The sequence below is a fragment of the Kribbella sp. NPDC049227 genome (genome assembly GCF_043197265.1).
In the GTDB taxonomy this organism is placed as follows: domain Bacteria; phylum Actinomycetota; class Actinomycetes; order Propionibacteriales; family Kribbellaceae; genus Kribbella.
In genome coordinates this window covers 1,058,941-1,085,108 of record NZ_JBICST010000003.1, presented here as the reverse complement: position 1 = coordinate 1,085,108, position 26,168 = coordinate 1,058,941, and the positions used below count along the sequence as shown (strand labels likewise).

Sequence of the window (26,168 nt, the reverse complement as noted above, 5' to 3'; positions counted from 1 at the left end):
TGTACCCAAGTACCGGATGCAACTATTCGGGCTGATCGGTCCAGGTGAGTACGTACGCCACCGCGCCGAAACGGACGTGGTCGCCCGGCCGGACCCGGACCGCGGTGGTGAGCCGGAGGCCGTTGACCTGGGTCCCGTTCATCGAGCCGAGGTCGCGCAGCATCCATCCGTCCTTCACGTACCGCAACTCCGCGTGGAACCGGGACACGGACAGGTCGGCCAAGCGCAGCGACGCGCCGGGCCCCCGTCCGATCCGGACCGTCGGCGAGCCTGGCGCCGGCAACGCGAGCCCGGGCGGCGGCAGAGCGGGCGTCTTCTGCACGACGCCAACCCGCGGAAGGGAACCGAGCCGCTCGAGGAACCCGAACCAGGCACCGACGACCCCGCTCGGCTCCGCAGGGTTACCGGCACCCGGCCAGCCCTCCACCCGCGCTGGTGGCCGGGTCGGGCTGGGGCTGCGGATGACTTCCAGCCGGGGGAGCCGGGACCGGAAGTCCCGGAGCCGGCTGGTGACGCGGGGCTCCTCGCGAGGCAGGTCGCGGATGGCGTCGGCCAGTTCGCCGCGGCTCTGGGCGCGCAGGACGAAGTTCATCCGGCGGACGAAGGTGTCGTGCGACAGCCGCCCGGTCCCGGCGCCGTCGCGCAGGATGGCCAGGGCACGATCCCGCTCGGCGTCCGACGGACGCGTGCCCTCCGCCGGAACCGATGTCATCTCTGCATTGTCCGGTCCGGTCCGGTTCACTGTCCACCGCTTCCCGGGGGCGGCCGGGGACCAGCTCAGCGGTACTGAATCCGGTAGGCGACGTGCGCGTCGCCCTGCGAGAGCCCGATGTTCGAGATCCCGACGACCAACTGGTGACCGTTGGCGTCGTTGCGGTACGTCAGGTACGTCGTACCCGCCGCACCTTCAGTCGCGATCCGGCGCCAGGACGGTCCGCCGGATGCGGCGATCTGTGTCAATGCCTTCGTCACCGCGGACGTCGCGTAGTACGACATCCACTTCGTGTCGCCACGGCCCCATGCGCGGACCAGGTTGTCGGACCACTGCACGGCGTTCCAGGCACGCGGTTCGTTGGCGAAGCTCACGACTCTGGCGGCGTGCCAGCCATCCGGCCCGCGCAGCTCCGGCGCGGCGTTGGCCACCCCGAGCGTGAGATTCCCGCCGCGGGCGTCGTCGTGGTACGTCACATAGATCGTCCCGGCCGCACCTTCCGCGGAAACCCGGCGCCAGTGGATCCCACCCGGCGACGCCTGCGCGAACAGCGCACGCGTGACCTCGGTCGTGCCGTAACAAGCTGTCATTCTCGTGTCGCCGCGACCCCAGGCGCGGACCAATCGATCCGCGTAGGTGACCGCATCCAGCCGAGCGACCGACGCACCGCACGAGGCGGTCGTCTGAGCACTGGCCGCAACGGCCGGAGCCGCCGAACCGCCGAGCACGAGCGGGGCGGCAACCGCGAGCGCGGCCGCCATCCCGCCGGCCCTGGATAGACCCTTGATCTTCATGATCAACCTCCCGAGTTGGTCATTTCGTCCTCACCGGTTCGACGCGCCCGATCGCCCACGAGTTGGCTGTAGGTGAGAATGACGGGATGCGACTGCCTGTGATGCCACCGGTCAAGCCGATGCTCGCCAAGCCCGTGAAGGAGATCCCGCGCGGGGAGATGAGCTACGAGCCCAAGTGGGACGGGTTCCGCTCGATCATCTTCCGGGACGGGGACGAGGTGGAGATCGGCAGCCGGAACGAGAAGCCGATGACGCGCTACTTCCCCGAGCTGGTCGAGGCGGTGAAGGCGAACCTGCCCGAGCGCTGCGCGATCGACGGCGAGATCATCGTGATCGGCGCGTCCGGCGACCGGCTGGACTTCGAGGTGTTGCAGCAACGCATCCACCCCGCCGCCAGCCGGGTGAACATGCTGTCGGAGAAGACGCCGGCCCGGTTCGTCGCGTTCGACCTCCTGGCGCTCGGTGACGACGACTACATGGAACGTCCGTTCGCGGAACGGCGTACCGCGCTGATCGATGCGCTGGCCGGTGTGAAGGCGCCGATCCACGTCACGCCGGCGACGACCAACCGCGACACGGCCGCGGAGTGGTTCGAGCAGTTCGAGGGTGCCGGCCTGGACGGGCTGATCGCGAAGCCGTTGGATGTCACCTACCAGCCGGACAAGCGGGTGATGTTCAAGGTCAAGCCGGAGCGCACCGCGGACTGCGTGGTCGCCGGCTACCGCGTGCACAAGAGCGGCCCGGACCGGATCGGATCGCTACTGCTCGGGCTCTACGGCGACGACGGCACGCTGGCGAGCGTCGGTGTGATCGGTGCGTTCCCGCTCGAGCGGCGCAAGGAGCTCTTCCAGGAGATGCAGCCGCTCGTCACCACGTTCGACGATCACCCGTGGGCGTGGGCGAAGCAGGAGGAAGGCGTGCGTACGCCGCGCAACGCGGAAGGCAGCCGGTGGCAGGCGGGCAAGGATCTGTCGTTCGTGCCGCTGCGGCCGGAGCTCGTGGTCGAGGTTCGCTACGACCACATGGAGGGCATCCGCTTCCGCCACACCGCACAGTTCGTCCGCTGGCGCCCCGACCGCACCCCCGAGTCCTGCACCTACGAACAACTCGAGGAGCCGGTCAAGTTCGACCTGGCCGACGTACTCTCCAGCGCCCAACGCTGATGAAGGTCCTGTACGACGTCTACGCCAGGATCCTGCGACGCCAACTGGCCGGACTGCCGATGCCACGGCACATCGCGATCGCGATGGACGGCAACCGCCGCTGGGCACGACGAGCCGGGTACGACGACGTGCGGGTCGGCCACCGGTTCGGCGCGGAGCATCTGGAGTTGTTCCTGCGTTGGTGTTCCGAGGCGGGCGTCCACTGCGTGACCGCGTGGGTCGCGTCGGCCGACAACATGCGCCGCCGTGACTCGGCCGAGGTCGACTACCTGATGCAGCTCACCGAGACGGTCCTGGCCGAGCATGTACGGCGTGACCACCGGTGGCGGCTCCACGTCGCGGGCCAGCTGGATTTGTTGCCTGACACAACTGCTCGGGCGCTGAAAGAGGCCGTCGAGGTGACGCGTGACCGGACGGATGCGGGTGACCTGACGCTCGCGATCGGGTACTCGGGCCGTCTCGAGGTGGTGGACGCCGTACGGGCTGTGCTGGACGAGGCCGCGGTCGCCGGGCGTTCGCTGGAGGATGTGGCCGACGAACTGAGCGAGGACGTGATCGGCCGGCACCTCTATCTGCCTGAACTGCCGGATCCCGACCTGGTGATCCGGACGAGTGGGGAGCTCCGGATGTCGGACTTCCTGCTGTGGCAGGCGACGCACTCGGAGGTCGAGTTCTGCGACCTGTACTGGCCCGCGTTCCGGCAGGTCGACCTGCTGCGGGCGCTCCGCACCTACGGGCGGCGGCGGCTGGAACGATCCAGTTGATCATTTGAGCAGCTGCTTCGGCCAGGACCGAATACATCGGGCCACCTTGGGGGCACTATGGAGGCATACCGACTGGTAGGAACCGGAGGTTGCGATGTACGACGTCGTACTGCTCGTCGAACAGGAACTGTCGGCGCCGGACGCGAAACGCGTCGTTGAACTGCACCAGGACATGCCCGAGTCCGTCACGTACCACGTGCTCGTGCCGTGCCACAACGCCGAGGCCGGTGTAGAGGCCTCGATCAGCGCGCTGGGCACCGCGGATCTGTACGGTCCAGGGCTGGCCAGTCAGCGCCAGGATCTCGCCGAGGCGCAGAAGGCGATCGACACCGAGGCGAAGGGCTGCAGCGGACGCAGCGTCCAGCGGCTGCGCGACCTCGGGCAGCATGCGGAGGGCGGCATCTCGCACGACCGTCCGATCGACGCACTGATCGCCACGGTGGAGCACGTGCAGGGCCAGGAGGTCATCATCCTGACCCGGCCGCACGTGGTGGCCGAGTTCTTCCACCTCGACTGGACCAACTCGGCCCGCCGCCACCTCGGCGTACCGGTCCTGCACCTGCTGGAGCACGACCCGCAGCGGGCCTCCGCCTCGTAGCGGGTCAGAACCGGAGCATGACTGCGTAGGTGACGCCGACCGCGAGGGCGGCCATCAGCAGCGACACCGTGGTGCGGATCGTCCGGTCGCCGGTTTCGCCGTAGTGGCGGCCGTCCTCGGAGTGGTACGCGAGCTTGTAGCCGGCGTAGCCCGCGGCGAGGGCCAAGCCCAGTCTGATCATTGTCCCCTCCCCCTCACTACCCCTCAGAACCAAAGTAGCTCGCTCAGACGCCGGCCGCGGACCCGGTCTCGGCGAACTGCGTGTGGTACAGGTCTGCGTACTCCCCGCCCTGGGCGAGCAACTGCTCGTGCGTACCGCGCTCGACAATGTTGCCGCGGTCAACGACCAGGATCAGGTCGGCGTTCCGCACCGTCGACAACCGGTGCGCGATCACCAGCGACGTACGCCCTTCGAGCGCGGTGTCCAGCGCCCGCTGCACGGCGACCTCGGACTCGGAATCCAGATGCGCCGTGGCTTCGTCCAGTACGACGATCTGCGGTGCCTTCAGCAACAATCGCGCGATCGCCAGGCGCTGCCGTTCACCGCCGGACAGCCGGTGACCACGGTCCCCCACCACGGTCTCGAGACCGTCGGGCAGGGACGACACCAGCTCCCACACCTGCGCGGCCTTCAGTGCCTCGATCATCTCGTCGTCGGTGGCGTCCGGCTTCGCGTACGCGAGGTTCGCCCGGATCGTGTCGTGGAACATGTGCGCGTCCTGCGTGACGTACCCGATCGTGTCGTGCAGCGACTGCAGCGTCACCTCGCGTACGTCCTGCCCGCCGACCCGCACGGTTCCGCCGGTCACGTCGTACAGGCGGGCCACCAGGTTGGTGATCGTGGTCTTGCCGGCACCGGATGGGCCGACAAGGGCAACCATCTGACCCGGCTGGACCACGAAGTTCACATCCTCGAGCACCTGCGAGGACACCCGCTTGTCGAGCACAGCGACCGACTCGAGGCTCGCGAGGGAGACCTGCTCAGCGGTCGGGTAGGCGAACGCCACGTGGTCGAACTCGACCCCGGCCCGCTCACTGCGCAGGTCCTTGGCGTCCGGGGCGTCCTTGATCATCGGCTCGAGGTCGAGCACCTCGAAGACGCGCTCGAACGACACCAGCGCGGTCATCACGTCGACCCGCACGTTCGACAACGCGGTCAGCGGGCCGTACAGCCGGCCGAGCAAGGCGACCAGTGCCAGCAGGGTCCCGACGGTCAGCGCCTCGCGGACGGCCAGGTTGCCGCCGACGCCGTACACCAAGGCGGTCGCGAGCGCGGCGACCAGCGTGAGGGCGGTGAAGAACACCCGGCCGAGCATCGCGATCCGGATGCCCAGGTCGCGGACCCGTCCGGCCCGCTCACCGAAGTCCCGATTCTCGATCGAGGGCGTACCGAACAGCGTGACCAGCAGCGCTCCCCCGACGCTGAACCGCTCGGTCATCGCCGTCGACATCTCGGCGTTGAGGTTCATCTGCTCACGCGTCAGCGCGGCCAGCCGGCGACCCAGGATCCGCGCCGGGATCAGGAACACCGGCAGCAGCAGGATCGCCACCACCGTCAACTGCCAGCTCAGCACGAGCATCGCGCCGACCACGAGGATCAGGCTGATGATGTTCGACACCACACCGGACAACGTCGAGGTGAACGCCTGCTGGGCGCCGATCACGTCGTTGTTGAGCCGGGACACCAAGGCACCGGTCTGCGTCCGGGTGAAGAACGCGACCGGCATCCGCTGCACATGCCCGAAGACCTTGGTCCGCAGGTCGAAGATCAGCCCTTCGCCGATCCGCGCCGAGAACCAGCGCTGCATCAGCCCCAGCGCGGCCTCGACCACCGCGAGCAGTGCCACCACCAGCGCGAGCGCGGTGACAAGTCCGGCGTTCCCCTTGGTGATGCCGTCGTCGACGATCTTCTTGAACAGCAGCGGCGAGGCGATGACCATGAACGCCGACAGGACGACGAGCACCAGGAACACCGAGATGTACCAGCGGTACGGCTTGGCGAACCGCGCGATCCGGCGCAGCGTGCCCTTGGCGAGCTTCTGCCCGGCCACGGACGAATCCTGACGCCGCCAGCCGTACGCGCCCATGCCCGCGCGTGCCATCCCTGAGGACATGCGGTTCCTCCCCGCTCCTGTGTCGTGAAGCTTCACAACAGTTCAGGTCCTCACAATGTTCCCACTCACCGTCATGCAACCAATGGTTGCGGTTCTATCGAGAGTGCCCTACAGTCATAGGCAACCAAAGGTTGCGAAAGGACGGTGGGTGAGATGGCGGACCGGACCATCGAGCGGGAGATCCGGGTGGAGGCGGCGCCCGAGGTCGTCTACGAGGTGATCAGCTCGCCGGAGCACCTGCGCGAGTGGTGGCCGGACGACGCGGACCTCGAGCCGGTCGCCGGGGCCACCGGGACCGTGTCCTTCGGCGAGAAGCCGGACGGGAAGGTCGTTTCGCTCACGGTCGTCGAGGCCGATCCGCCGCGACGGTTCGCCTTCCGGTGGGACTATCCGGAGGGCGAGACCGCCACCGAGGCCAACTCGCTGCTGGTGACGTTCGACCTCGTCGCCGCCGGCACGGGCACGGTCCTTCGGTTCGCCGAGACCGGGTTCGACGAGGCCTCCGACGCGCAGTACCACGATCACATCAACGGCTGGAACTACTTCCTCCCCCGCCTCGTCCCGTACGTCGACCGGCTGGTGTCCGCACCGTGATCGACGACGGGCTCTGGTCCGCGGTCGGCGATCCGACCCGGCGACGGATGCTCGACCTGTTGCTCGCGAACGGCGGCGGGACCGCGACCGGCCTGAGCGATCAACTGCCGGTCACCCGGCAGGCCGTCGCCAAACATCTCGCCGTCCTCGAGCGGGTCGGCCTGGTGCACGCCAAGCCGTCCGGGCGCGAACGGCGGTACACCGTGGACGAATCACAGCTTGCCCGTGCGATCGCGCAACTGACGTCGGTCAGTGACGCCTGGGACCGCCGGCTCCAGCGCATCAAGCGGATCGCCGAAACCATTCAACGCAGCACAGACACCTGAACGAGAGGCACTCCCATGGTCGACATCTTGCACCGCGTCGGAATCACGGCGTCCCCCGAGGACGTCTCCAAGGCCCTCACCACGATCCCCGGCCTCGCGGGCTGGTGGACCGACGACACGCAAGGCGACGACTCCGTCGGCGGCGTGATCGACTTCCACTTCCCCGTCGCCGGCGGCTCGTTCGGCATGAAGGTGCTGGAGACCAGGCCCGGCGAACTCGTCCGCTGGGAGGTCGTGCACGGTCCCGAGGAATGGGTCGGCACCGAGGTCCGCTTCGACCTCAGCACGACCGACGACTACACGATCGTCCTGTTCAAGCACGAGGGCTGGAAGGAGCCGGTCGAGTTCATGTACCACTGCAGCACGAAGTGGGGCTCGTACCTGCTGAGCCTGAAGAAGTACGTCGAGACCGGTACGGGCGACCCCGCTCCCCGCGACGTACAGATCAGCAACTGGCACTAGGCCTCAGGCCAGAGCTGCCAGGAGCTCCTTGAGCCGGCGCTCCTGGGCCTCCCGCTCGGCTTTCAGCTGGTCCTGGTAGGAACGGTCCGCGGCACCGAGGAGCAATGCCTTGGTCTCGCGGATCGCTCCTGGGAGCGGCGTCAGCAGGGCCTCGGTCAGATCCTTGACCGTCCCGGCGAGCTCCTCCGGCGGTACGACGATGTTCGCCAGACCGAGCTCCTTCGCCTCGTCCGCCTCCACCCAGCGGGTGGTCGCGCAGAGCTCCAGCGCCCGGGAGTACCCGACGAGCTGGACGAGCGGTTGGGTGCCGCCGAGGTCCGGCACCAGGCCGAGTGCGGTCTCGCGCATGCTGAAGCGGACGTCCGGGGTGACGACACGGAGGTCGCAGGCCAGTGCCAGCTGGAAGCCGGCGCCGATGGCGTGACCCTGCACCGCGGCGATGCTGATGATCTCCGGCCGGCGCAACCAGGAGAATCCCGCCTGGAAACCGGCGATCAGCTCGTGCACCTCGGCGGTGGGCTTCGCCCCGAGCGTGAGCAACGCCTCCTGTCCGTCGACAGCCTCACCCAGCATCAGCCGCCGGTCGAGTCCCGCCGAGAACGACGACCCCTCCCCCGACACCACGACCACGCGGACGTCGGCCGGCAGCGTCGTACCGAAGTCGGCCAGCGCCCGCCACATCGCCGGGGTCTGTGCGTTGCGCACCTCGGGCCGGTCCAGCACCACCCGTGCGACCGGGCCTTCCACGGTCAACCGCAGTTCCTTCATGCGAGGAACATTACTCGCGATTAACTTAGGCGAGCGACACCAGGTCGGCGTAGTCGTTGGTCCACAGATCCTCAACGCCGTCGGGGAGCAGGAGGACACGCTCCGGTTCGAGGGCCTCGACCGCGCCCTCGTCGTGGGTGACCAGCACGATCGCACCGGCGTACGACCGGATCGCGTTCAGCACCTCGGCGCGCGAGGCGGGGTCCAGGTTGTTGGTCGGCTCGTCGAGCAGCAGCACGTTCGCGGCCGAGACCACCAGGGTCGCCAGGGCGAGCCGGGTCTTCTCACCACCGGACAGCACCCGGGCCGGCTTGTCCGCGTCGTCGCCGGTGAACAGGAACGAGCCGAGCACGCTGCGGGCCTGCGTCTCGTTCAGATCCGGGGCCGCGGACTTCATGTTCTCCAGCACGGTCCGGTTCACGTCGAGCGTCTCGTGCTCCTGCGCGTAGTACCCGAGCTTGAGCCCGTGCCCGTCGATCACCTCGCCGGTGTCGGACTTCTCCAGCCCGGACAGCACCCGCAGCAGCGTGGTCTTGCCGGCGCCGTTCAGTCCCAGCACCACGACCCGCGAGCCGCGGTCGATCGCGAGGTCGACGTCGGTGAAGATCTCCAGTGAGCCGTACGACTTGGACAGTTCGCGCGCCATCAACGGCGTCTTGCCGCACGGCGCAGGCGTCGGGAACGCGATCTTGGCCACGCGGTCGGTCCTGCGCTCGTCCTCGAGCGAGGACATCAACTGCTCGGCCCGCCGCAGCATCTGCTGGGCCGCGGTCGCCTTGGTCGCCTTGGCGCGCATCTTGTTCGCCTGGTCGACCAACTGGGTCGCCTTCTTCTCCGCGTTCGCCCGCTCGCGCTTGCGCCGCCGCTCGTCGGCCTCGCGCTGCGTCAGGTACGCCTTCCAGCCCACGTTGTAGACGTCGATCTCGGCCCGGTTCGCATCCAGGTGGAACACCCGGGTGACGGTCTCCTCGAGCAGGTTCACGTCGTGGCTGATCATGATCACGCCGCCGGGGTACGACTTGAGGAAGTCGCGCAGCCAGACGATCGAGTCGGCGTCGAGGTGGTTGGTCGGCTCGTCCAGCAGCAGCGTCTCCGCCTGGGCGAACAGGATCCGGGCCAGCTCGACCCGTCGGCGCTGACCACCCGACAGCGTGCCCAGTGGTTGCCCCAGCACCCGATCCGGCAGGCCGAGGTTCGCCGCGATCCGGGCCGCCTCCGACTCGGCGGCGTACCCACCGGCCGCGTGCAGGTCGGCCTCGGCCCGCTCGTAGCGCCGCATCCCCTTCGCGCGGGTCTTCTCGTCCGCGCTGGCCATCGACTTCTCCGCGCTGCGCAACCGGCGTACGACGTCGTCCAGGCCGCGGGCGGACAGGATCCGGTCCCGGGCGAGGATCTCCAGATCCCCGGTCCGCGGGTCCTGCGGGAGGTAGCCGATCTCGCCGGAGGTGGACACCGAGCCGCTGGCCGGCAGACCCTCACCGGCCAGGATCTTGGTCAGCGTGGTCTTGCCGGCGCCGTTGCGCCCGACCAGACCCACCTTGTCGCCGGGTCCGACCCGGAACGAGGCGGGCGCGAGCAACTGCCTGGCACCGACGCGGACCTCGAGGTTGGAGACAGTGATCATCGCGGTGGCAGGCGTCCTCAGGGTCGGGAGTCAAGGCAGGGGGCTGACGGTAGCGGGTCGGCGGCGCAGCGTCACGACACGCCAGAATCCCCCGCAGTCTGTCAGGTCTAGTCTAAGTGCTGTGAAATTCAACCCGGACGCGGATCTCGACACCAGTGGGGTCGAGGACACCCGTGGGAGTGGCGGAGGCGGCGGCCGACTGCCCGGCGGGATGATCCCGGTGGGCGGTGGCATCGGCGGCATCATCCTGCTGGTCGTCATCCTGCTGCTGAACGGCGGTCTGCCGGGCGGCGACAGCGGCAGCCAGGAGCCGAGTGTCCGCAACACCGCGGCCGGCAACCTGGACTCGTGCAAGAAGGGCACCGACCTGCAGGACAACCCCGACTGCCGGTTCGTGTTCTACCAGAACTCGATCGAGGGCTTCTGGGCCGCGGAACTGCCGCGCCGGGGCAAGAAGTACACCCGGGCACCGATGCGGGTCTTCGACGGCTCGGTCAACACCGGCTGCGGACCGGCCACGAGCGCGGTCGGGCCGTTCTACTGCCCGCCGGACAAGCGGGTCTACCTGGACCTCGGGTTCTTCCAGACGCTCCAGTCCGAGCTGGGCGCGAAGGGCGGCAACTTCGCCGAGGCGTACGTCGTGGCCCACGAGTACGGCCACCACATCCAGAACCTGTACGGCATCCTCGGCCGGATCAAGACCCGCAACGGCCCGACGTCGGACTCGGTCCGGTCCGAGCTGCAGGCCGACTGCCTGGCCGGGATCTGGACCAACCACGCGACGACCGTGCCCGACAAGGACGGCGACACGTTCATCAGCGGCCTGACCGAGGACGACATCGCCCGCGGTCTGGACGCGGCGGCCGCCGTCGGTGACGACCGGATCCAGCAGAAGACCCAGGGTCAGGTGAATCCGGAGAGCTTCAGCCACGGAACCGCCGAGCAGCGGATGCGGTGGTTCAAGGCGGGGATGGACTCCGGCGACATGAACGCCTGCGACACCTGGTCGGCTAACCCGCTCTGACCCCCAGCCCACCCCACCCCACACCCCCATCTGGCTGGCTGACCAGCGAAACTGTGGGTCTGCCACCCGCACACCGGTGGCAAACCCACAACCTGGCTGGTCAGCCAGCCAGATGGGGAGGGCGTCAGTCGGCGCCGGAGCGCTTGTCGACGACGCGGCGGACGATGAGGCCGACCGCCAGCGCGGCGGCGACCAGGATGGCCGAGATGATCGCCCATTCGAGCGAGGACGCGCCGAGCTGGGTCCGGCTCCCGCGGGCACGCTGGGAGCGGGCCCGCGCAAGCGCATAACCGGCCATGGCACGCCAGAACTGCAGTTCCGAGTTCAACCGCTGTCCTCCCCTGTGCGATGGCCGCGAGGACCTCAGTATTCCCACGTCGGAGGACGTTCACGCCTCAGTGCGAATCGCCCGGAGGGTCGGTCAGCTCGATCCGGATCGCCCGGGCGTCGGCGCCGGCCTGCTCGAGCACCCTCTGTTTCGGATCGGGTACGCCGAGGAACGGCGGCCGCACGAGTCCGGCCAGATCCTTGAGTCGCGGATCCTCCAGCACCGTGTCGACGGCCCGGCGGTCTCCCCCGCACACCAGCGCCTCCAGCCGGGCTGACCCGAGGATCCGCACCGCAACCTCGGTCGCGGCGGCGAACGCCTCACGGGCCTGGTTGTCCCGCCGCCGCGCATATCGCTGCTGCGACCAGCCTCCCGCTTTGGTCGTCCCCTGCACGTGGCGTGAGCCGACCTTGGAGTCGACAAGCTTGCCCCCGGCAAACACTCCGGCGCCGTAGCCACCGCGCCGGACAAGCAGCACACCCAGCCGCCACTCGCGCAGCACATGAGCGAGGAGCCCGTCTTTCGACAACTCCTCCAGTGGTGCGAACGGCACCTCCACGACGGCGATGGAGCCGTCCGACGCGGAGGCAGTGACGCTCGTCGGCGTCACGTCGTACGTCACCGCGCCGTGGCGGTCACCGAAGCCGGCCAGCCACCTGTCCAGCCGCTCCGGTGCCACCGACACCGTTCGGGTCACACGTTGAAGCCGAGCGCCCGCAGCTGGTCGCGGCCGTCGTCGGTGATCTTCTCCGGGCCCCATGGCGGCATCCAGACCCAGTTGATCCGGAAGTCGTTGACCAGGCCGTCCAGCGCCATCCGGGTCTGGTCCTCGATCACGTCGGTCAGCGGGCAGGCCGCCGACGTCAGCGTCATGTCGATGATCGCCGTACTGGTGTCGTCCACGGTGATCCCGTAGATCAGGCCCAGGTCGACCACGTTGATGCCGAGCTCGGGGTCGACGACATCCTTCAGCGCCTCGGTCACGTCCTCGACCGCGGCCGGGCTGGTGCCGGGCTGTGACGCCTGGGCCGCCGCCTGCAGGTCGACCTCGGGCAGCTCGATCTTCTCGTCGGTCTGGTCAGGCATTGCTCACTCCTTCTTGCTGTGCGGCGTCCTGGGACTCGTTCTGCGCCAGCGCCCGGGCGGTCGCGTCCCGCCAGGCCGACCAGCCCAGCAGCGCACACTTCACCCGGGCCGGGAACTGCGCGACGCCAGCGAACGCGACGCCGTCCTCCAGAACCTCTTCGTCCGGCTCGACATTCCCCCGGCCCTGCATCAGCTCGAGGAACTTCTCGTACGTCGCCATCCCCTCGGCGACCGGCTTGCCGATCACCAGATCGGACATCACCGACGTCGCGGCCTGGCTGATCGAGCAGCCGACGCTCTCGTGCGTGACGCCGGTGACGGTGTCGCCGTCCAGCTCCACGCGCAGCGTCACCTCGTCCCCGCAGGACGGGTTCACGTGATGCACTTCCACGTCGTACGGATCCGCCAGCCCCGCGTGGTGCGGGCTGCGGTAGTGGTCCAGGATGATCTCCTGGTACAGCGAGTCAAGCTGCATGAGACGTCAGGCCACCTTGAAGAAAGAACGGACGAACCCGAGGCCGTCGACCAGCGCCTCGATCTCCTCCGGCGTCGTGTACAGGTAGAACGACGCCCGCGTCGAGGACTGTACGCCGAACCGCTCGTGCACCGGCCGCGCACAGTGGTGCCCGGCCCGTACCGCGATCCCGCGGGTGTCCAGCACGGTCGCCACGTCGTGCGGGTGTACGCCGTCCAGCTCGAAACTGATCGCGCCACCGTGGTCCTTGGCCTCGGTCGGACCGAGGATCGTCAGCCCCGGCACCGTCTTCAGCCCTTCGAGCGCGTACTCCACGATCGCGTGCTCGTGCGCCGCGATCTTGTCCATCCCGATCCCGGACAGGTAGTCGACGGCCGCACCGAGCCCGACGGCCTGTGCGATCGGCGGCGTACCGGCCTCGAACCGGGCCGGCGGCGGGGCGTACGTCGAACCCGTCATCCGCACGACCTCGATCATCTCTCCGCCACCAAGGAACGGCGGCAGCGAGGCGAGCAGGTCGTACCGGCCCCAGAGCACACCGATGCCGGTCGGACCGACGACCTTGTGCCCGGTGAAGCCGACCAGGTCGGCACCGAGCTCCGCCACGTTCACCGGCAGCTGGGGCACCGCCTGCGCGGCGTCCACCACCATCAGAGCGCCGACCGCGTGCGCCTTGGCGGCGAGCTCCTTGATCGGGTTGATGGTGCCGAGGGCGTTCGACACCCAGGTGAGCGAGACGATCTTGGTGCGCTCGTTGATCAGCTCGTCGGCGTTGCTCAGGTCCAGCCGGCCGTCGTCGGTCACGCCGAACCACTTCAGCGTCGCCCCGGTCCGCTCGCAGACCATCTGCCACGGCACGATGTTCGAGTGGTGCTCCATCTCGGAGATGACCACCTCGTCACCCGGCTTCAGCGAGCCGCCGGCCGTGTGCGCCACCAGGTTCAGCGCCTCGGAGATGTTCTTGGTGAACACGATCTCGTTGCGGTCGGGCGCGCCGATGAAGTCCGCGATCTTGTCCCGGGCACCTTCGTACGCCGCGGTCGCCTCGGCACCGAGCTGGTGCATGGCGCGGGCGACGTTCGCGTTGTGCTTCAGGTAGTGGTCCTCGATCGCCTGCACCACCTGGCGGGGCTTCTGCGAGGAGTTCGCCGAGTCCAGGTAGACCAGCGGCAACCCGCCGGCGAGCTCGCGCGACAGGATCGGGAAGTCCGCCCGGACCGACTGCAGGTCCAGGGGACTGCTGAACGTCCGGGCGGTCGTCACTTCGCGCCTGCCTTCAGGAAGCGCTCGTAGCCGTTGGCCTCGAGCTCTTCGGCCAGCTCCGGGCCGCCCTCTTCGGCCACCCGGCCGTCGACGAACACGTGCACGAAGTCCGGCGTGATGTAGCGCAGGATCCGGGTGTAGTGGGTGATCAGCAGGATGCCCTTGTCGCCCTGCTCCGCGAACCGGTTGACGCCGGTGGAGACGACCTTCAGCGCGTCGATGTCGAGGCCGGAGTCGGTCTCGTCGAGGATCGCGATCTTCGGGTTCAGCAGCTCCAGCTGGACGATCTCGTGCCGCTTCTTCTCACCACCGGAGAAGCCCTCGTTCACGTTGCGGGTGCCGAAGTCCGGGTCCATCTCGAGATCACCGAGCGCCTTGTTGACGTCCTTGACCCAGGTCCGCAGCTTCGGCGCCTCGCCGTCGATCGCGGTCTTCGCGGTCCGCAGGAAGTTCGCCACCGAGACGCCGGGCACCTCGACCGGGTACTGCATCGCCAGGAACAGACCGGCCCGGGCCCGCTCGTCGACGGCCATGGCCAGCACGTCCTCGCCGTCGAGCGTGACCGTGCCGCTGGTGATCTTGTACTTCGGGTGGCCGGCGATCGAGTACGCCAGCGTCGACTTGCCGGAACCGTTCGGGCCCATGATCGCGTGCGTCTGACCGCCGGCGATGGTCAGGTCGACGCCGCGCAGGATCTGCTTCGGGCCGTTCTCGGTGTCGACCGACACGTGCAGGTCGCGGATCTCGAGTGTCGCCATGAGGATCTTCTATCTCCGTCGCTTTACAGGGATGCCTGATTCAGGGGGTTCTTGACGTCGACGAGCAGGTCGTCGCCGTCCAGCCGGACCGGGTAGACCGGTACCGGGTCGTACGCGGGCAGGCTGGTCGGCTCGCCGGTGCGCAGGTCGAAGCGGGATCCGTGCAGCCAGCACTCGATCTCGCACTCGCCGACGTCACCCTCGGACAGCTGGATCTGCGCGTGCGAGCACTCGTCCCGCACCGCGAAGTACTGCCCCTCGCTCTTCACGACCGCGACCTCGACGCCGCCGACCTCGACCGGGATGACTCCCTCATCCGGTACGTCGGCGGCAGCGCAGGCGCGCTCGAAGCTGTCGCTCACTGCCCGACAACCGCCTTGGCCGATGCGCTCAACTCCGCGGCCCGCGCCAGCTTCTGCTCGATCACGTCGTGCAGGTGCTCGGTGACCTCGGGAACGCCGATCTTGCCGATGATGTCGTTGAAGAAGCCGGACACCACCAGCCGCCGGGCCTCGTCCTCGGGGATGCCGCGGGCCTGCAGGTAGAACAGCTGCTCGTCGTCGAACCGGCCGGTCGCGGACGCGTGCCCGGCGCCCTCGATCTCGCCGGTCTCGATCTCCAGGTTCGGCACCGAGTCGGCGCGGGCGCCGTCGGTCAGGACCAGGTTGCGGTTCAGCTCGAAGGTGTCGGTGCCCTCGGCCGCGGCCCGGATCAGCACGTCGCCGATCCACACCGAGCGGGCCTTGTCACCGGCCAGCGCGCCCTTGTAGAGCACGTTGCTCTTGCAGTTGGTGGCCTCGTGGTCGACGAACAGCCGGTTCTCGTGGTGCTGACCCGACTCGGCGAAGTACACACCGAGGAGCTCCGCGTCGCCGCCAGGTCCGGCGTACCGAACGTTCGTGGCGACCCGGACGACCTTGCCGCCGAGGGTGACGACGACGTGGTGGAGCTTCGCGTCCCGGCCGATCAGCGCGTCGTGCTGGCCGAGGTGGATCGACTCGTGGTCGCCCTGCTGGATGCTGACCACGCGCAGCTCGGCGCCGTCGCCGACGACGATCTCGACGTTGCTGCCGAGTTCGCCGGCGCCGGTGTGATCGATGATGACGATCGCGCGGCTGTGCCGGCCGGCGTCCACGATCAGGTGGCTGAAGCCGCGGGCGCCGAGGCTCGCGACGTTCACGTGCACCGCCTCGGTCAGCTCGGCCTCGACCGGGATCCGCACCGCCAGCGCCTCGCCCGCCTGGTTCCAGGCGACGGCGGCGGAGCGGTCCTGCGGCGTACCGACCTTCAGCGAGTCCGCGGCGACGGTCTCGAACACCACACCGTCGGGGCCGGACGCGTCGACCTTGGGGATCTCGGTGCCGGCCTCGTCGGCGAACAGCGCCTTGAGCGCCTTGACCGGGGTGAAGCGCCACTCCTCCTCGCGCCCGTTCGGCACAGCGAAGTCGGCGACGTCGTACGACGTCGGCCGCTCACTCCGGGCCTGGAGCGGGACCGGCGAACCCGGCCCGTGGGAGTGCGCCCGGTTGCCGGTGGCGACCAGGGTTTCAGCGGCGGACATCAGCCGACGGCCCCTTCCATCTGCAGCTCGATCAAGCGGTTCAGTTCCAGCGCGTACTCCATCGGGAGCTCGCGGGCGATCGGCTCGATGAAGCCGCGGACGATCATCGCCATCGCCTCGTCCTCGGCCATGCCCCGGCTCATCAGGTAGAAGAGCTGGTCGTCGCTGACCTTGGACACCGTCGCCTCGTGTCCCATCGCCACGTCGTCCTCGCGGACGTCGACGTACGGGTAGGTGTCCGAGCGGCTGATGGTGTCGACCAGCAGCGCGTCACAGCGCACCGTTGACTTGCTGTGGTGCGATCCCGGCGCCACCTCGACGAGCCCCCGGTACGACGTCCGGCCGCCACCGCGGGCCACCGACTTCGACACGATCGAGCTGGAGGTGTACGGCGCGTTGTGCACCATCTTCGACCCGGCGTCCTGGTGCTGGCCCTCGCCCGCGAACGCGACCGACAGGGTCTCGCCCTTGGCGTGCTCGCCCATCAGGTAGACGGCCGGGTACTTCATCGTCACCTTGGAGCCGATGTTGCCGTCGATCCACTCCATCGTCGCGCCCTCTTCGCAGGTGGCGCGCTTGGTGACCAGGTTGTAGACGTTGTTCGACCAGTTCTGGATCGTCGTGTAGCGGCAGCGGGCGCCCTTCTTCACGATGATCTCGACCACCGCGGAGTGCAGCGAGTCCGACTTGTAGATCGGCGCCGTACAGCCCTCGACGTAGTGCACGTAGGCGTCCTCGTCGACGATGATCAGGGTCCGCTCGAACTGGCCCATGTTCTCGGTGTTGATCCGGAAGTAGGCCTGCAGCGGGATGTCCACCTTGACGCCCTTGGGCACGTAGATGAACGAGCCGCCGGACCAGACCGCCGTGTTCAGCGAGGCGAACTTGTTGTCGCCGACCGGGATGACCGAGCCGAAGTACTCCTGGAAGATCTCCGGGTGCTCGCGCAGGCCGGTGTCGGTGTCCAGGAAGATGACGCCCTGTGCCTCCAGGTCCTCGCGGATCTGGTGGTAGACGACCTCGGACTCGTACTGCGCCGCGACACCGGCGACCAGGCGCTGCTTCTCCGCCTCCGGGATGCCGAGCTTGTCGTAGGTGTTCTTGATGTCCTCGGGCAGCTCTTCCCAGCTGGACGCCTGCTTCTCGGTCGACCGGACGAAGTACTTGATGTTGTCGAAGTCGATCCCGGACAGGTCCGCACCCCACGACGGCATCGGCTTGCGGTCGAAGAGCTTCAGGCCCTTCAGGCGCAGGTCGAGCATCCACTCCGGCTCGTTCTTGAGGGTGGAGATGCCCCGCACCACGTCGGCGGACAGGCCGCGCTGTGCGACCGCGCCAGCAGCGTCGGAGTCGGCCCAGCCGTACTGGTAGTTGCCGAGGCCTTCCAGTTCGGGGTGAGCGGTTTGCGTCATCGTGCAGTCCTCGCAGATTCGCCGTCGGATACAGGGGCAGGACCGGGCACGGCCTGGGGGGCCGGGACGTGTCCGGGAATATGTGTGGTGCAGACACCGTCGCCGTGGGCGATGGTGGCCAGTCTCTGGACGTGCCGGCCGAGCAACCGGGAGAACACCTCGGTCTCGGCCTCGCACAACTGGGGGAACTGCTCGGCCACGTGCGCGACCGGGCAGTGGTGCTGGCAGAGCTGCTCGCCGTGCGCGGCCTTCGCCGTGGACGCGGCGTACCCGTCCGTGGTCAGGGCCTTGGCGAGTGCCTCCGCCTTGTCGCTCTCGGGAGCAGCGTCGATCAGCTCCCGGTACCGCTGCTCCACCTCGGCGACCCGGCCCCGGGCGAACTCCGCGACCGCCTCGTCACCGCCGGACTCGGCGATGAACTTCAGCGCGGTGGCCGCCAGGTCGTCGTACGCCTGGTGGAACGCGTGCCGGCCGGTGTCGGTCAGCACGAAGACCTTCGCGGGGCGGCCGCGGCCACGCGGGCCGTAGACACGCTCCTCGCGGGACTCGACCAGGCCGTCCTCGAGCAGGTGGTCGAGATGCCGGCGGACCGCCGCCGGCGTCAGCTCCAGGCGCTCGGCGAGCACCGCGGCGCTGGACGGACCGTTGGTCAGGATCGAGCGGGCGACCCGGTCCCGGGTGGACTCGTCCCGCGCCGCAAGCGCGCCGGTGGGCGCGGTTCCGGTAGTCGCAGGAGTTTTCACAACATCAGTGTCGCGTAATTCCCGGGGGCCTTCAAATAAGGCTCCCCTAACCGCTTCCCGCGCGCACGCGGGGCCCGGCGGCCGATCGTGACCAGCGTCACGCCGTTCGGCTCCGCTCCCGACCCGGGCCGAAGGCCGGACAGCCCGGTCCTAGACTTCATCCGTGCCAGTCGCGGTGGAGATCGACAACCTCGTCGTGCGGTACGGCGAGAAGGCCGCGGTCGACGGTCTCAGTCTCACCGTAACCGTCGGCACGGTGACGTCCGTGCTCGGCCCCAACGGCGCCGGCAAGACCACCACCGTGGAGAGCTGTGAGGGGTTCCGGCGGCCCGAGTCCGGGCGGGTCCGGGTGCTCGGGCTGGACCCGATCGCGGACCACGACGAGTTGATGCCGCGGATCGGCGTGATGCTGCAGGAGGGCGGTGCCTGGTCCGGCGTCCGCGCCGTCGAGATGCTGAAGTACGTCGCCACCCTGCATTCGCACCCGCTGGAGATCCCGGCCCTGGTCGAGCGCCTCGACCTGGGTAGCTGTGGCAGGACGCCGTACCGGCGGCTGTCCGGCGGGCAGAAGCAGCGGCTGTCGTTCGCGCTGGCGATCGTCGGGCGCCCGGAGGTCGCGTTCCTGGACGAGCCGACGACCGGGCTCGACCCGCACGGCCGGCGGGAGATCTGGCAGCTGATCCGCGACCTGCGCGACGACGGCGTGACCGTCGTACTCACCACGCACGCGATGGACGAGGCCGAGCAGTTGTCGGACCAGGTCCACGTGGTGTCCGCGGGCAAGGTGATCGCCTCCGGCACTCCGGACGCGCTGACCGAGCACGGTGCGAAGTCCCTTGAGGACGTCTACCTCGCGTTGACGGCACCACCCAAGCGGGAGCACTCATGAGCACCTATGCGCCCCAGCCAGGGAGTGCGCCGTGGCCACGGAAGGTGCTTGCGCATTCACGGATGGAGTTCCGGCTCGTGATCCGCAACGGCGAGCAGTTGCTGCTGGCGCTCGTCATCCCGCTCGGGATCCTGTTGCTTCTGGGTGGCACCGGACTCGGCGACCGGCTGCCGCTCGGCGACGGGCGGGCGATCGACGACGCCGTACCGCGGGTGCTCGCGCTCGCCATACTGTCCTCGTCCTTCACGTCGCTCGCGATCGCGACCGGCTTCGAGCGCCGGTACGGCGTGATCAAGCGGCTCGGCGCCTCTCCCCTGTCCCGGACCGGACTGCTGGCGGGGAAGATCGGTGCCGTCCTGGTCGTGCAGGTGATCCAGCTCGCCGTCCTGATCGGGACCGGCTTCGCCCTCGGGTGGGACCCGGCCGGCGGTTTCGACGCCGTGTTCGGGGTGATCCTGATGGTCCTGTGCGGTACGGCGGCCTTCGCGTCCCTCGGACTGCTGATGGCCGGCGTCCTCCGGGCCGAGGCCACCCTGGCCGCGGCCAACCTGCTCTATCTGCTGTTGCTGGTCGGCGGTGCGGTGATGACACCGGTCGACGAGTACCCGGCCGGCATGCAGGGTGTCGTCCGGCTGCTGCCGAGCGCCGCGCTGGCCAACGGGCTGGCGAACTCGACCATCGAGGGTGTGATCCCGTGGGCCGCCGCACTGTCTCTCGCTCTGTGGGCCGGGGTGCTCGGATACCTGGTGTCCAGGACCTTCCGCTGGGACTGAGCAGACCTTTCTCTAGAGTGTGCCGGTGATGAGCACGGAGACCCCGCCGCAAGAGACCGAACCAGTCAACGCCTTCTGGCGACTGGTGCCCGAGCCGAGCCTGGATGTCGTCCGGCGCTGGGGCTGGGCGTCGGTGGTGGCGAACATCGGCATCGTGGTGACCGGCGGACTGGTCCGGCTGACCGGCTCCGGCCTCGGCTGCCCGACCTGGCCGCAGTGCACCGACCAGTCGTACGTGCCGCACTCCGCGCTCGGCATCCACGGCGCGATCGAGTTCGGCAACCGGATGCTCGGCTTCGTGGTCGCGGTCATCGCGATCTGCACCTGGCTCGTGGTGATGCGGTACCGCCCGATCCGCCGGGACCTGCGCCGGCTCGCGACCGCGGCCGCGCTCGGCGTACCGCTGCAGGCCGTGATCGGCGGCATCAGCGTGCTGACCGGACTGAACCCGTGGATCGTCTCGGCGCATTTCCTGGTCTCGCCGGTGATCATCACGCTGACGGTGTCGATGATGCGGCGATCCCGGACCAGTCCCTACCCACACACTCCCCCGGTGGTCCGGGCGCTCGCGACCGCCTGTGTGGTGGCGGTCTGGCTGACCGTTGCTCTCGGCACCTTGGTGACCGGCGCCGGCCCGCACTCGGGCGATCCGGACACCGGCCGGAACGGGTTCAACGAGGAGCTGATCAGTCAGCTCCACGCGGATGTCGTGTTCGGACTGCTCGGGATCACGATCGCGCTGGTGATCGCGACCCGGGTGACCGCGACGTCACGGACATTGCGGAAGCTGGCCGCCTGGCTGCTCGCGATGGAACTCCTGCAGGGCGCCGTCGGCTTCACGCAGTACTTCACCGGCCTCCCGTGGGGCCTGGTCCTGGTGCACATGTTCTTCGCCGGCCTGCTGATCGCACTCGTCACCGCGGTCTACGGCGAACGCGGCACCCCCGCAACGTAGGACCTGCGCTCAGCGCCGAACGTTCGACCCAGTGGTGAGATCCTCGGCGATCGTCGGCCGGCTCGATCGCCAGCCGAGCTCGGGACCGATTTCACATCTTTGCCATCACGCGCCACGGCGGGGAGCGACACCCCGCCGTGAACGTCGTCCTCGACCGCCTACGGACAGCGACCCGGGAGTTCGAGGTTCAGGCACCACAGACACCTTCCGGTGGGACCTAGGCGGTCCCACCGGAAGGAGCACTACGACCGACTGACTGTCAGCGACGGACCTTGTAGACCGCGCCAGGTCCGAAGACCGGGCCTGCGACGTACAGGTCGCCCCACTTGCTGAACGCGGCGCCGCCCGGCAGGTTGAGCTGTCCGCGAACCAGTTCCTTCTTGAACCCGGCCTTGTGGTGCCTGCCCGGGTACTGCAGGTACAGCGAACCGATGGTCGAGCCGCCCATCTCGAACTTCAGCCAGCTGTCCCTGGCCAGCTGAACGACGGCGAGCGTGCCACGCGGGCCTCCGGCCAGATCGACGATCGACGTGTAACCGTCGGCGTACCGCTGGCACTTGCCCTTGTACGGCCTGGCCGGATCGCACACCGCGCCCACCGAGCCCGGCTTGATCCGCCAGATCTGCGACGTCCCCGGAGTCGCCGGGAAGCCACGCAGCTCACCGACGTACCAGTAGCCGTCCGATCCCACCGTCACCGACGTGGCGACAGCCTCGGCCACGAACGGCGTCCCGGCGGGCGGCGCGTCCGGCCCGAGACCGGCGGGAACCTTGACCGTGCGTGGCTTCAACCGCGCGACGGTCTTGATCTTGCCGTTCGGCCAGACCCGGAGCAGGTCGTTGCCGGCGGCATCCGCTACCAGCACTGTGCCGTCCTTCAGGGCCGCGACGCCGAACGGGTTGGTCTCCGTCGGCGGATCGGCCTGGTTGTACGGATCCGGGTCCTTCGCCTGGTACTTCGCGATGTCGGCCACCGCCACCGGTGACTTGCCCGGCCGGAGCCGGAACAGCGTCGCGCCACCCGGCGGGATCGCGCCCTCGGGTCCGCCACCGCCGGTCAGGGCGTACGTGACACCCCACTTGTTGGTGTCGATCGCCGGTGCGAACCCACCCGGCACCTGGCCGAGCTTCCAGGTCTTCTTGCCGTCCGTCGCGTAGACCGAACCGTCCGTGACGCTGTAGATGACCTTCTTGCCGTACGTCGAAACCCCGCGCGGGCCGTCGAGACCCGTTGCCACCGGCTTCAAACTGCTGGAATGCCCACCGGCGTCGGCCGTTCCGGCCACCAGCACGGAACCGGCCAAGGCGAGTGCCGCGACCGCGGCAATGCGTGTTCGTACCCCCACTGCGAACCCCCTGAAGTCACGTCTCCCCAGGTGCGGATTCCCCCTCCGCAGACCCCCACATCGCAACATCGGATCACGATTAGGTCAACCGGAGAACTCCCCGCGCCCGCGGGGCGACGCTCAGTGCAGGAGCGGATCGATGGCCGCGGCGATGAACAGCAGGGCCAGATAGATGTTCGAGAAGTGGAAGAGCCGCATCGGTCGCAGCGCGGCTCCGTCGGCGCCGGTGTGGGCCCGGAGCAACAACGCGCGGGCCTCGCGCAGGAACAGGAAACCGAGCACGATCGCGGCCAGCGGGTAGACGAAACCGGTGCCCGCGACCGGCCACAAAGCGATCGAGGTGATCACCATCACCACGGAGTACGCCATGATCTGCCGGGCCGTCGCGACCGGAGTGGCGACGACGGGCAGCATCGGTACGTCGACCGACGCGTAGTCCTCGCGGTAGCGCATCGCCAGCGACCAGGTGTGCGGCGGCGTCCAGAAGAACACCACCCCGAACAGCACGATCGGGGTCCAGGCCAGCTCATTGGTGACCGCGGTCCAGCCGATCAGCGTCGGGAAGCAGCCCGCGATCCCGCCCCAGACGATGTTCTGCACGGTCCGGCGCTTCAGCACCATCGTGTAGCCGAAGACGTAGAACGCGTTCGCGGCCAGGGCCAGCACCGCCGACAGCCAGTTGACCAGCAGACCGAGCTCGAGGGTGGCCAGGATGCCGAGCACGATGCCGAAGATCGTCGCCGACCGCGGGCTGACCGCGTGCCGGGGCAACGGGCGGCGGCGGGTCCGGCGCATCTGCTCGTCGATGTCGCGGTCGAGCACACAGTTGATCGTGTTCGCGCTGCCGGCCGCCAGGATGCCGCCGACCAGGGTGGCGGCGACGACCTCGAGGCCGGGCACTCCCCCGGCGGCCAGGAACATCACCGGCACGGTGGTGATCAGCAGCAGCTCGATGATGCGTGGCTTGGTCAGACCGACGTACGCCTTCACCACGTCGCGCACCGACGGACTGAGAACAGCAGTACCGTCCGGCTGCGGCGTCGGGTACGACGTCGTCGCGGCTGGACGCGGGTCGACGGCCGTCACGAACACCTCGAACTGAGTGGGTTGACGCCGGAGGCCCGGCGCTGACGGTTCGACAGTCTACGACGCCCCGTAGGAGGGTTCGTCCACCCCCCGGGTGAGTCCGACGAACAAGTGTGGGCCGGTGTTCATCCGGATGTGATTCCGATGGCGTGAAATGGGCCCGGGTGTGATGTCGCGGACGTCCGGAACGCCCCGGGAACAATGACGCCACGAACCAGGTTGCGGATCAGTGGAAGGCAGGAAAGGTCAGGGCGAGTAGGCTCGCTCACGGTGACGCGCGGGGGCGCGATCGAACCGGCCGGTGGGGCCGGTCGCGATCCCCTTCGACGCTGACCGGAAGACCTGACGCAGCCATCGAGAGGAGCGCCGCCGGCGTGACGGAGAAGACCAGCCCGAAGCTTGAATGGACCGACCTCGACCAGCGCGCGGTCGACACCGTACGGGTGCTCGCGATGGACGCGGTGGAGAAGGTCGGCAACGGCCATCCCGGTACGGCGATGAGCCTGGCGCCGGCGGCGTACCTGCTGTTCCAGAAGGTGATGCGGCACAACCCGGCGGACGCGCACTGGGCCGGCCGGGACCGGTTCGTGCTGTCGGCCGGCCACTCCAGCCTGACCCTGTACATCCAGCTCTACCTGGCCGGCTTCGGCCTCGAACTGGACGACCTGAAGTCGCTGCGGACCTGGGGCAGCAAGACCCCGGGCCACCCGGAGTACGCCCACACCAAGGGCGTCGAGACGACCACCGGCCCGCTCGGCCAGGGCGTCGGCAACGCGGTCGGGATGGCGATGGCGGCCCGCCGCGAGCGCGGCCTGCTCGACCCGGACGCCCCGAAGGGCGAGGGCCTGTTCGACCACCACATCTACGTGATCGCGTCGGACGGCGACCTGGAGGAAGGCGTCTCGGGTGAGGCGTCCTCGCTGGCCGGGCACCAGAAGCTCGGCAACCTGACGGTGATCTACGACGCCAACAAGATCTCGATCGAGGACGACACCGATATCGCGTTCTCCGAGGACGTGGCGGCCCGGTACGCGGCCTACGGCTGGCACACCCAGGACGTCGACTGGACCAACGGCGGCACGGGCTACGAGGAGAACGTCCAGGCCCTGTACGACGCCATCCAGGCGGCCGAGGCGGTCACCGACAAGCCGAGCTTCATCCGGCTGCACACGATCATCGGCTGGCCGGCCCCGAACAAGCAGAACACCGGCAAGATCCACGGCTCCGCCCTCGGCGCCGACGAGGTCGCCGCGACCAAGAAGGTGCTGGGCTGGGACCCGGAGCAGAGCTTCCAGGTCGCCGACGACGTGATCGCGCACACCCGCCAGGCGCTCGACCGCGGCAAGGCCCTCCAGGACGACTGGGACGTCAGGTACGACGCCTGGCGGTCGGCGAACCCGGAGCGCGCGGCACTGCTCGACCGGCTGTCCAAGCGTGAGCTGCCGGCCGGTTGGAAGGACGCGCTGCCGAGCTGGGAGGCCGACACCAAGGGTGTGGCCACCCGCGCCGCCTCCGGTGAGGTGCTGACCAAGCTGTCGCCGGAGCTGCCCGAGCTCTGGGGCGGTTCGGCCGACCTGGCCGGCTCGAACAACACCACCCCGAAGGGCCAGCCGTCCTTCATCCCGCCGGAGTACTCCACCAAGGAGTTCCAGGGCGACGAATACGGCCGCGTCCTCCACTTCGGCATCCGCGAGCACGCCATGGGCTCGGTGCTGAACGGCATCACCCTGCACGGCCTGACCCGCCCGTACGGCGGAACCTTCCTCGTCTTCAGCGACTACATGCGCCCGGCGGTCCGGCTGGCCGCGCTGATGAAGCTGCCGGTCACCTACGTGTGGACGCACGACTCCATCGGCCTCGGCGAGGACGGCCCGACCCACCAGCCGGTCGAGCACCTGTCGGCGCTGCGGGCGATCCCGGGCCTGGACGTCGTACGTCCGGGCGACGCGAACGAGACCGCGGCCGCGTGGGCCGCGATCCTCGAGCACACCGACCGCCCGGCCGGCCTGGCGCTGACCCGGCAGAACGTGCCGACGTTCCCGCGTGGCACCGACGGCTTCGCTACCATCGAGAACGTCAAGAAGGGCGGCTACACGCTGCTCGACACGGACGGCACGCCGGACGTCGTGCTGATCGCCACGGGCTCAGAGCTGCAGCTGGCCGTCGAGGCCCGCGAAACGCTGGCCGGCGAGGGCGTCAAGGCCCGAGTCGTCTCGATGGTGTCCCGCGAGTGGTTCGACGAGCAGGACGACGCGTACCGCGAGTCCGTCATCCCGGCCGGCGTCCGGGCGCGGGTGTCGGTCGAGGCGGGCATCGCGCAGAGCTGGCACGACATCGTCGGCGACGCCGGCCGCAGCGTCAGCCTCGAGCACTACGGCGCCTCGGCCGCCTACCAGACCCTGTACGACGAGTTCGGCATCACCGCCGGCGCCGTCGTCCAGGCCGCCAAGGACAGCATCGCCGCGGCCGCGCAGATCAGCGGCCCGGGTGTGCCGCCCAAGCGAGCCGCGGCCGGCCCGGTCGGACCCGCCGACGCCAACTGACACTCACA

29 protein-coding genes are annotated in these 26,168 nt (G+C 69.0%); 11 read left to right on the top strand and 18 right to left on the bottom strand.

Translation table 11 applies throughout. From position 1 onward, the window contains the following. Positions 1 to 22: 22 nt before the first annotated feature. Together ACGFH6_RS17395 and ACGFH6_RS17390 are read right to left on the bottom strand one after the other, a co-directional pair. The gene (locus ACGFH6_RS17395) at positions 23 to 712 is read right to left on the bottom strand and encodes an FHA domain-containing protein (protein ID WP_393384738.1); all 690 of its coding nucleotides are present in this window, start codon (positions 710 to 712) and stop codon (positions 23 to 25) included. Positions 713 to 777: 65 nt separating this feature from the next. Further along, positions 778 to 1,506: a hypothetical protein gene (locus ACGFH6_RS17390; protein WP_393384736.1), complete on the bottom strand. Its 729-nt coding sequence runs from the start codon at positions 1,504 to 1,506 to the stop codon at positions 778 to 780. An 86-nt stretch (positions 1,507 to 1,592) separates the two neighbouring features. Here ACGFH6_RS17390 and ACGFH6_RS17385 point away from each other — a divergent pair, with 86 nt between their 5' ends. From ACGFH6_RS17385 to ACGFH6_RS17375, 3 genes are all read left to right on the top strand, one after another. Then, entirely contained in the window at positions 1,593 to 2,669 is a 1,077-nt protein-coding gene (locus ACGFH6_RS17385; protein ID WP_393384734.1) for an ATP-dependent DNA ligase, read from the top strand. Next, positions 2,669 to 3,433, top strand: coding sequence for a polyprenyl diphosphate synthase (gene uppS / locus ACGFH6_RS17380; protein ID WP_393384732.1), 765 nt, complete (start codon positions 2,669 to 2,671; stop codon positions 3,431 to 3,433). The genes ACGFH6_RS17385 and uppS overlap by 1 nt, the downstream gene beginning before the upstream one ends. A gap of 94 nt (positions 3,434 to 3,527) precedes the next feature. Beyond that, positions 3,528 to 4,031: a hypothetical protein gene (locus tag ACGFH6_RS17375; RefSeq protein ID WP_393384730.1), complete on the top strand. Its 504-nt coding sequence runs from the start codon at positions 3,528 to 3,530 to the stop codon at positions 4,029 to 4,031. Between the two features lie 4 nt (positions 4,032 to 4,035). Here the strand turns inward: ACGFH6_RS17375 and ACGFH6_RS17370 are convergent, their stop codons facing one another. Both ACGFH6_RS17370 and ACGFH6_RS17365 read right to left on the bottom strand, forming a co-directional pair. Then, on the bottom strand, positions 4,036 to 4,212 hold the full coding sequence (locus tag ACGFH6_RS17370; RefSeq protein ID WP_393384728.1) for a hypothetical protein: 177 nt from the start codon (positions 4,210 to 4,212) through the stop codon (positions 4,036 to 4,038). A gap of 43 nt (positions 4,213 to 4,255) precedes the next feature. Beyond that, positions 4,256 to 6,145, bottom strand: a complete 1,890-nt coding sequence (locus ACGFH6_RS17365) for an ABC transporter ATP-binding protein (protein WP_393384726.1) — start codon at positions 6,143 to 6,145, stop codon at positions 4,256 to 4,258. Between the two features lie 153 nt (positions 6,146 to 6,298). On the opposite strand from ACGFH6_RS17365, the gene ACGFH6_RS17360 reads away from it, so the two are divergent. The 3 genes from ACGFH6_RS17360 to ACGFH6_RS17350 are packed head-to-tail and all read left to right on the top strand — an operon-like array spanning position 6,299 to position 7,527. Further along, the gene (locus tag ACGFH6_RS17360; protein WP_393384724.1) at positions 6,299 to 6,739 is read left to right on the top strand and encodes an SRPBCC domain-containing protein; all 441 of its coding nucleotides are present in this window, start codon (positions 6,299 to 6,301) and stop codon (positions 6,737 to 6,739) included. After that, the gene (locus tag ACGFH6_RS17355; protein ID WP_393384723.1) at positions 6,736 to 7,065 is read left to right on the top strand and encodes an ArsR/SmtB family transcription factor; all 330 of its coding nucleotides are present in this window, start codon (positions 6,736 to 6,738) and stop codon (positions 7,063 to 7,065) included. Before ACGFH6_RS17360 ends, ACGFH6_RS17355 begins: the two co-directional genes overlap by 4 nt. Before the next feature lie 15 nt (positions 7,066 to 7,080). Then, a complete protein-coding gene (locus ACGFH6_RS17350; protein ID WP_393384722.1) occupies positions 7,081 to 7,527 on the top strand; it encodes an SRPBCC domain-containing protein in 447 nt (148 codons plus the stop codon). Positions 7,528 to 7,530: 3 nt separating this feature from the next. Here the strand turns inward: ACGFH6_RS17350 and ACGFH6_RS17345 are convergent, their stop codons facing one another. Next, positions 7,531 to 8,295, bottom strand: a complete 765-nt coding sequence (locus ACGFH6_RS17345) for an enoyl-CoA hydratase/isomerase family protein (RefSeq protein ID WP_393384720.1) — start codon at positions 8,293 to 8,295, stop codon at positions 7,531 to 7,533. A gap of 25 nt (positions 8,296 to 8,320) precedes the next feature. Then, complete coding sequence (locus ACGFH6_RS17340; protein ID WP_393384718.1) at positions 8,321 to 9,919, bottom strand: ABC-F family ATP-binding cassette domain-containing protein; 1,599 nt, start codon at positions 9,917 to 9,919, stop codon at positions 8,321 to 8,323. A 121-nt stretch (positions 9,920 to 10,040) separates the two neighbouring features. On the opposite strand from ACGFH6_RS17340, the gene ACGFH6_RS17335 reads away from it, so the two are divergent. After that, on the top strand, positions 10,041 to 10,943 hold the full coding sequence (locus ACGFH6_RS17335; protein ID WP_393384717.1) for a neutral zinc metallopeptidase: 903 nt from the start codon (positions 10,041 to 10,043) through the stop codon (positions 10,941 to 10,943). Between the two features lie 124 nt (positions 10,944 to 11,067). Here the strand turns inward: ACGFH6_RS17335 and ACGFH6_RS17330 are convergent, their stop codons facing one another. From ACGFH6_RS17330 to ACGFH6_RS17285, 10 genes are all read right to left on the bottom strand, one after another. Continuing rightward, entirely contained in the window at positions 11,068 to 11,271 is a 204-nt protein-coding gene (locus tag ACGFH6_RS17330; protein ID WP_393384715.1) for a hypothetical protein, read from the bottom strand. Between the two features lie 67 nt (positions 11,272 to 11,338). Beyond that, on the bottom strand, positions 11,339 to 11,968 hold the full coding sequence (locus tag ACGFH6_RS17325) for an acVLRF1 family peptidyl-tRNA hydrolase (RefSeq protein WP_393384714.1): 630 nt from the start codon (positions 11,966 to 11,968) through the stop codon (positions 11,339 to 11,341). After that, positions 11,965 to 12,357 carry a metal-sulfur cluster assembly factor gene (locus ACGFH6_RS17320; protein WP_393384712.1) on the bottom strand — a complete coding sequence of 131 codons (393 nt, stop codon included), beginning with the start codon at positions 12,355 to 12,357 and terminating at the stop codon, positions 11,965 to 11,967. The genes ACGFH6_RS17325 and ACGFH6_RS17320 overlap by 4 nt, the downstream gene beginning before the upstream one ends. Beyond that, a complete protein-coding gene (gene sufU / locus ACGFH6_RS17315; RefSeq protein WP_393384710.1) occupies positions 12,350 to 12,832 on the bottom strand; it encodes a Fe-S cluster assembly sulfur transfer protein SufU in 483 nt (160 codons plus the stop codon). Before sufU ends, ACGFH6_RS17320 begins: the two co-directional genes overlap by 8 nt. A gap of 6 nt (positions 12,833 to 12,838) precedes the next feature. Further along, complete coding sequence (locus tag ACGFH6_RS17310) at positions 12,839 to 14,095, bottom strand: cysteine desulfurase (RefSeq protein ID WP_393384708.1); 1,257 nt, start codon at positions 14,093 to 14,095, stop codon at positions 12,839 to 12,841. Continuing rightward, a complete protein-coding gene (gene sufC, locus ACGFH6_RS17305) occupies positions 14,092 to 14,853 on the bottom strand; it encodes a Fe-S cluster assembly ATPase SufC (RefSeq protein ID WP_393384706.1) in 762 nt (253 codons plus the stop codon). The genes ACGFH6_RS17310 and sufC overlap by 4 nt, the downstream gene beginning before the upstream one ends. A gap of 23 nt (positions 14,854 to 14,876) precedes the next feature. Further along, the gene (locus ACGFH6_RS17300) at positions 14,877 to 15,215 is read right to left on the bottom strand and encodes a non-heme iron oxygenase ferredoxin subunit (protein ID WP_393384704.1); all 339 of its coding nucleotides are present in this window, start codon (positions 15,213 to 15,215) and stop codon (positions 14,877 to 14,879) included. Further along, the gene (gene sufD / locus ACGFH6_RS17295; protein WP_393384702.1) at positions 15,212 to 16,414 is read right to left on the bottom strand and encodes a Fe-S cluster assembly protein SufD; all 1,203 of its coding nucleotides are present in this window, start codon (positions 16,412 to 16,414) and stop codon (positions 15,212 to 15,214) included. The genes ACGFH6_RS17300 and sufD overlap by 4 nt, the downstream gene beginning before the upstream one ends. Beyond that, on the bottom strand, positions 16,414 to 17,826 hold the full coding sequence (sufB, locus tag ACGFH6_RS17290) for a Fe-S cluster assembly protein SufB (RefSeq protein ID WP_360439318.1): 1,413 nt from the start codon (positions 17,824 to 17,826) through the stop codon (positions 16,414 to 16,416). Before sufB ends, sufD begins: the two co-directional genes overlap by 1 nt. Further along, complete coding sequence (locus ACGFH6_RS17285; protein ID WP_393384700.1) at positions 17,823 to 18,569, bottom strand: helix-turn-helix transcriptional regulator; 747 nt, start codon at positions 18,567 to 18,569, stop codon at positions 17,823 to 17,825. The genes sufB and ACGFH6_RS17285 overlap by 4 nt, the downstream gene beginning before the upstream one ends. 163 nt (positions 18,570 to 18,732) lie before the next feature. Between ACGFH6_RS17285 and ACGFH6_RS17280 the strand changes: the two genes are divergently transcribed. Genes ACGFH6_RS17280 through ACGFH6_RS17270 form a run of 3 tightly spaced genes read left to right on the top strand, consistent with a single transcriptional unit; the run spans position 18,733 to position 21,186 of the window. Continuing rightward, positions 18,733 to 19,458, top strand: a complete 726-nt coding sequence (locus ACGFH6_RS17280) for an ABC transporter ATP-binding protein (RefSeq protein ID WP_393384699.1) — start codon at positions 18,733 to 18,735, stop codon at positions 19,456 to 19,458. Continuing rightward, entirely contained in the window at positions 19,455 to 20,231 is a 777-nt protein-coding gene (locus ACGFH6_RS17275) for an ABC transporter permease (protein WP_393384697.1), read from the top strand. The genes ACGFH6_RS17280 and ACGFH6_RS17275 overlap by 4 nt, the downstream gene beginning before the upstream one ends. A 28-nt stretch (positions 20,232 to 20,259) precedes the next feature. After that, positions 20,260 to 21,186, top strand: coding sequence for a heme A synthase (locus ACGFH6_RS17270; protein ID WP_393384695.1), 927 nt, complete (start codon positions 20,260 to 20,262; stop codon positions 21,184 to 21,186). A gap of 259 nt (positions 21,187 to 21,445) precedes the next feature. Here the strand turns inward: ACGFH6_RS17270 and ACGFH6_RS17265 are convergent, their stop codons facing one another. Next, positions 21,446 to 22,531 carry a ScyD/ScyE family protein gene (locus ACGFH6_RS17265; RefSeq protein WP_393384694.1) on the bottom strand — a complete coding sequence of 362 codons (1,086 nt, stop codon included), beginning with the start codon at positions 22,529 to 22,531 and terminating at the stop codon, positions 21,446 to 21,448. Between the two features lie 120 nt (positions 22,532 to 22,651). Further along, positions 22,652 to 23,617, bottom strand: coding sequence for a heme o synthase (locus tag ACGFH6_RS17260; RefSeq protein WP_393384692.1), 966 nt, complete (start codon positions 23,615 to 23,617; stop codon positions 22,652 to 22,654). 374 nt (positions 23,618 to 23,991) lie between these two features. Between ACGFH6_RS17260 and tkt the strand changes: the two genes are divergently transcribed. Next, the gene (tkt, locus tag ACGFH6_RS17255; RefSeq protein ID WP_393384690.1) at positions 23,992 to 26,160 is read left to right on the top strand and encodes a transketolase; all 2,169 of its coding nucleotides are present in this window, start codon (positions 23,992 to 23,994) and stop codon (positions 26,158 to 26,160) included. Positions 26,161 to 26,168: the final 8 nt, after the last annotated feature.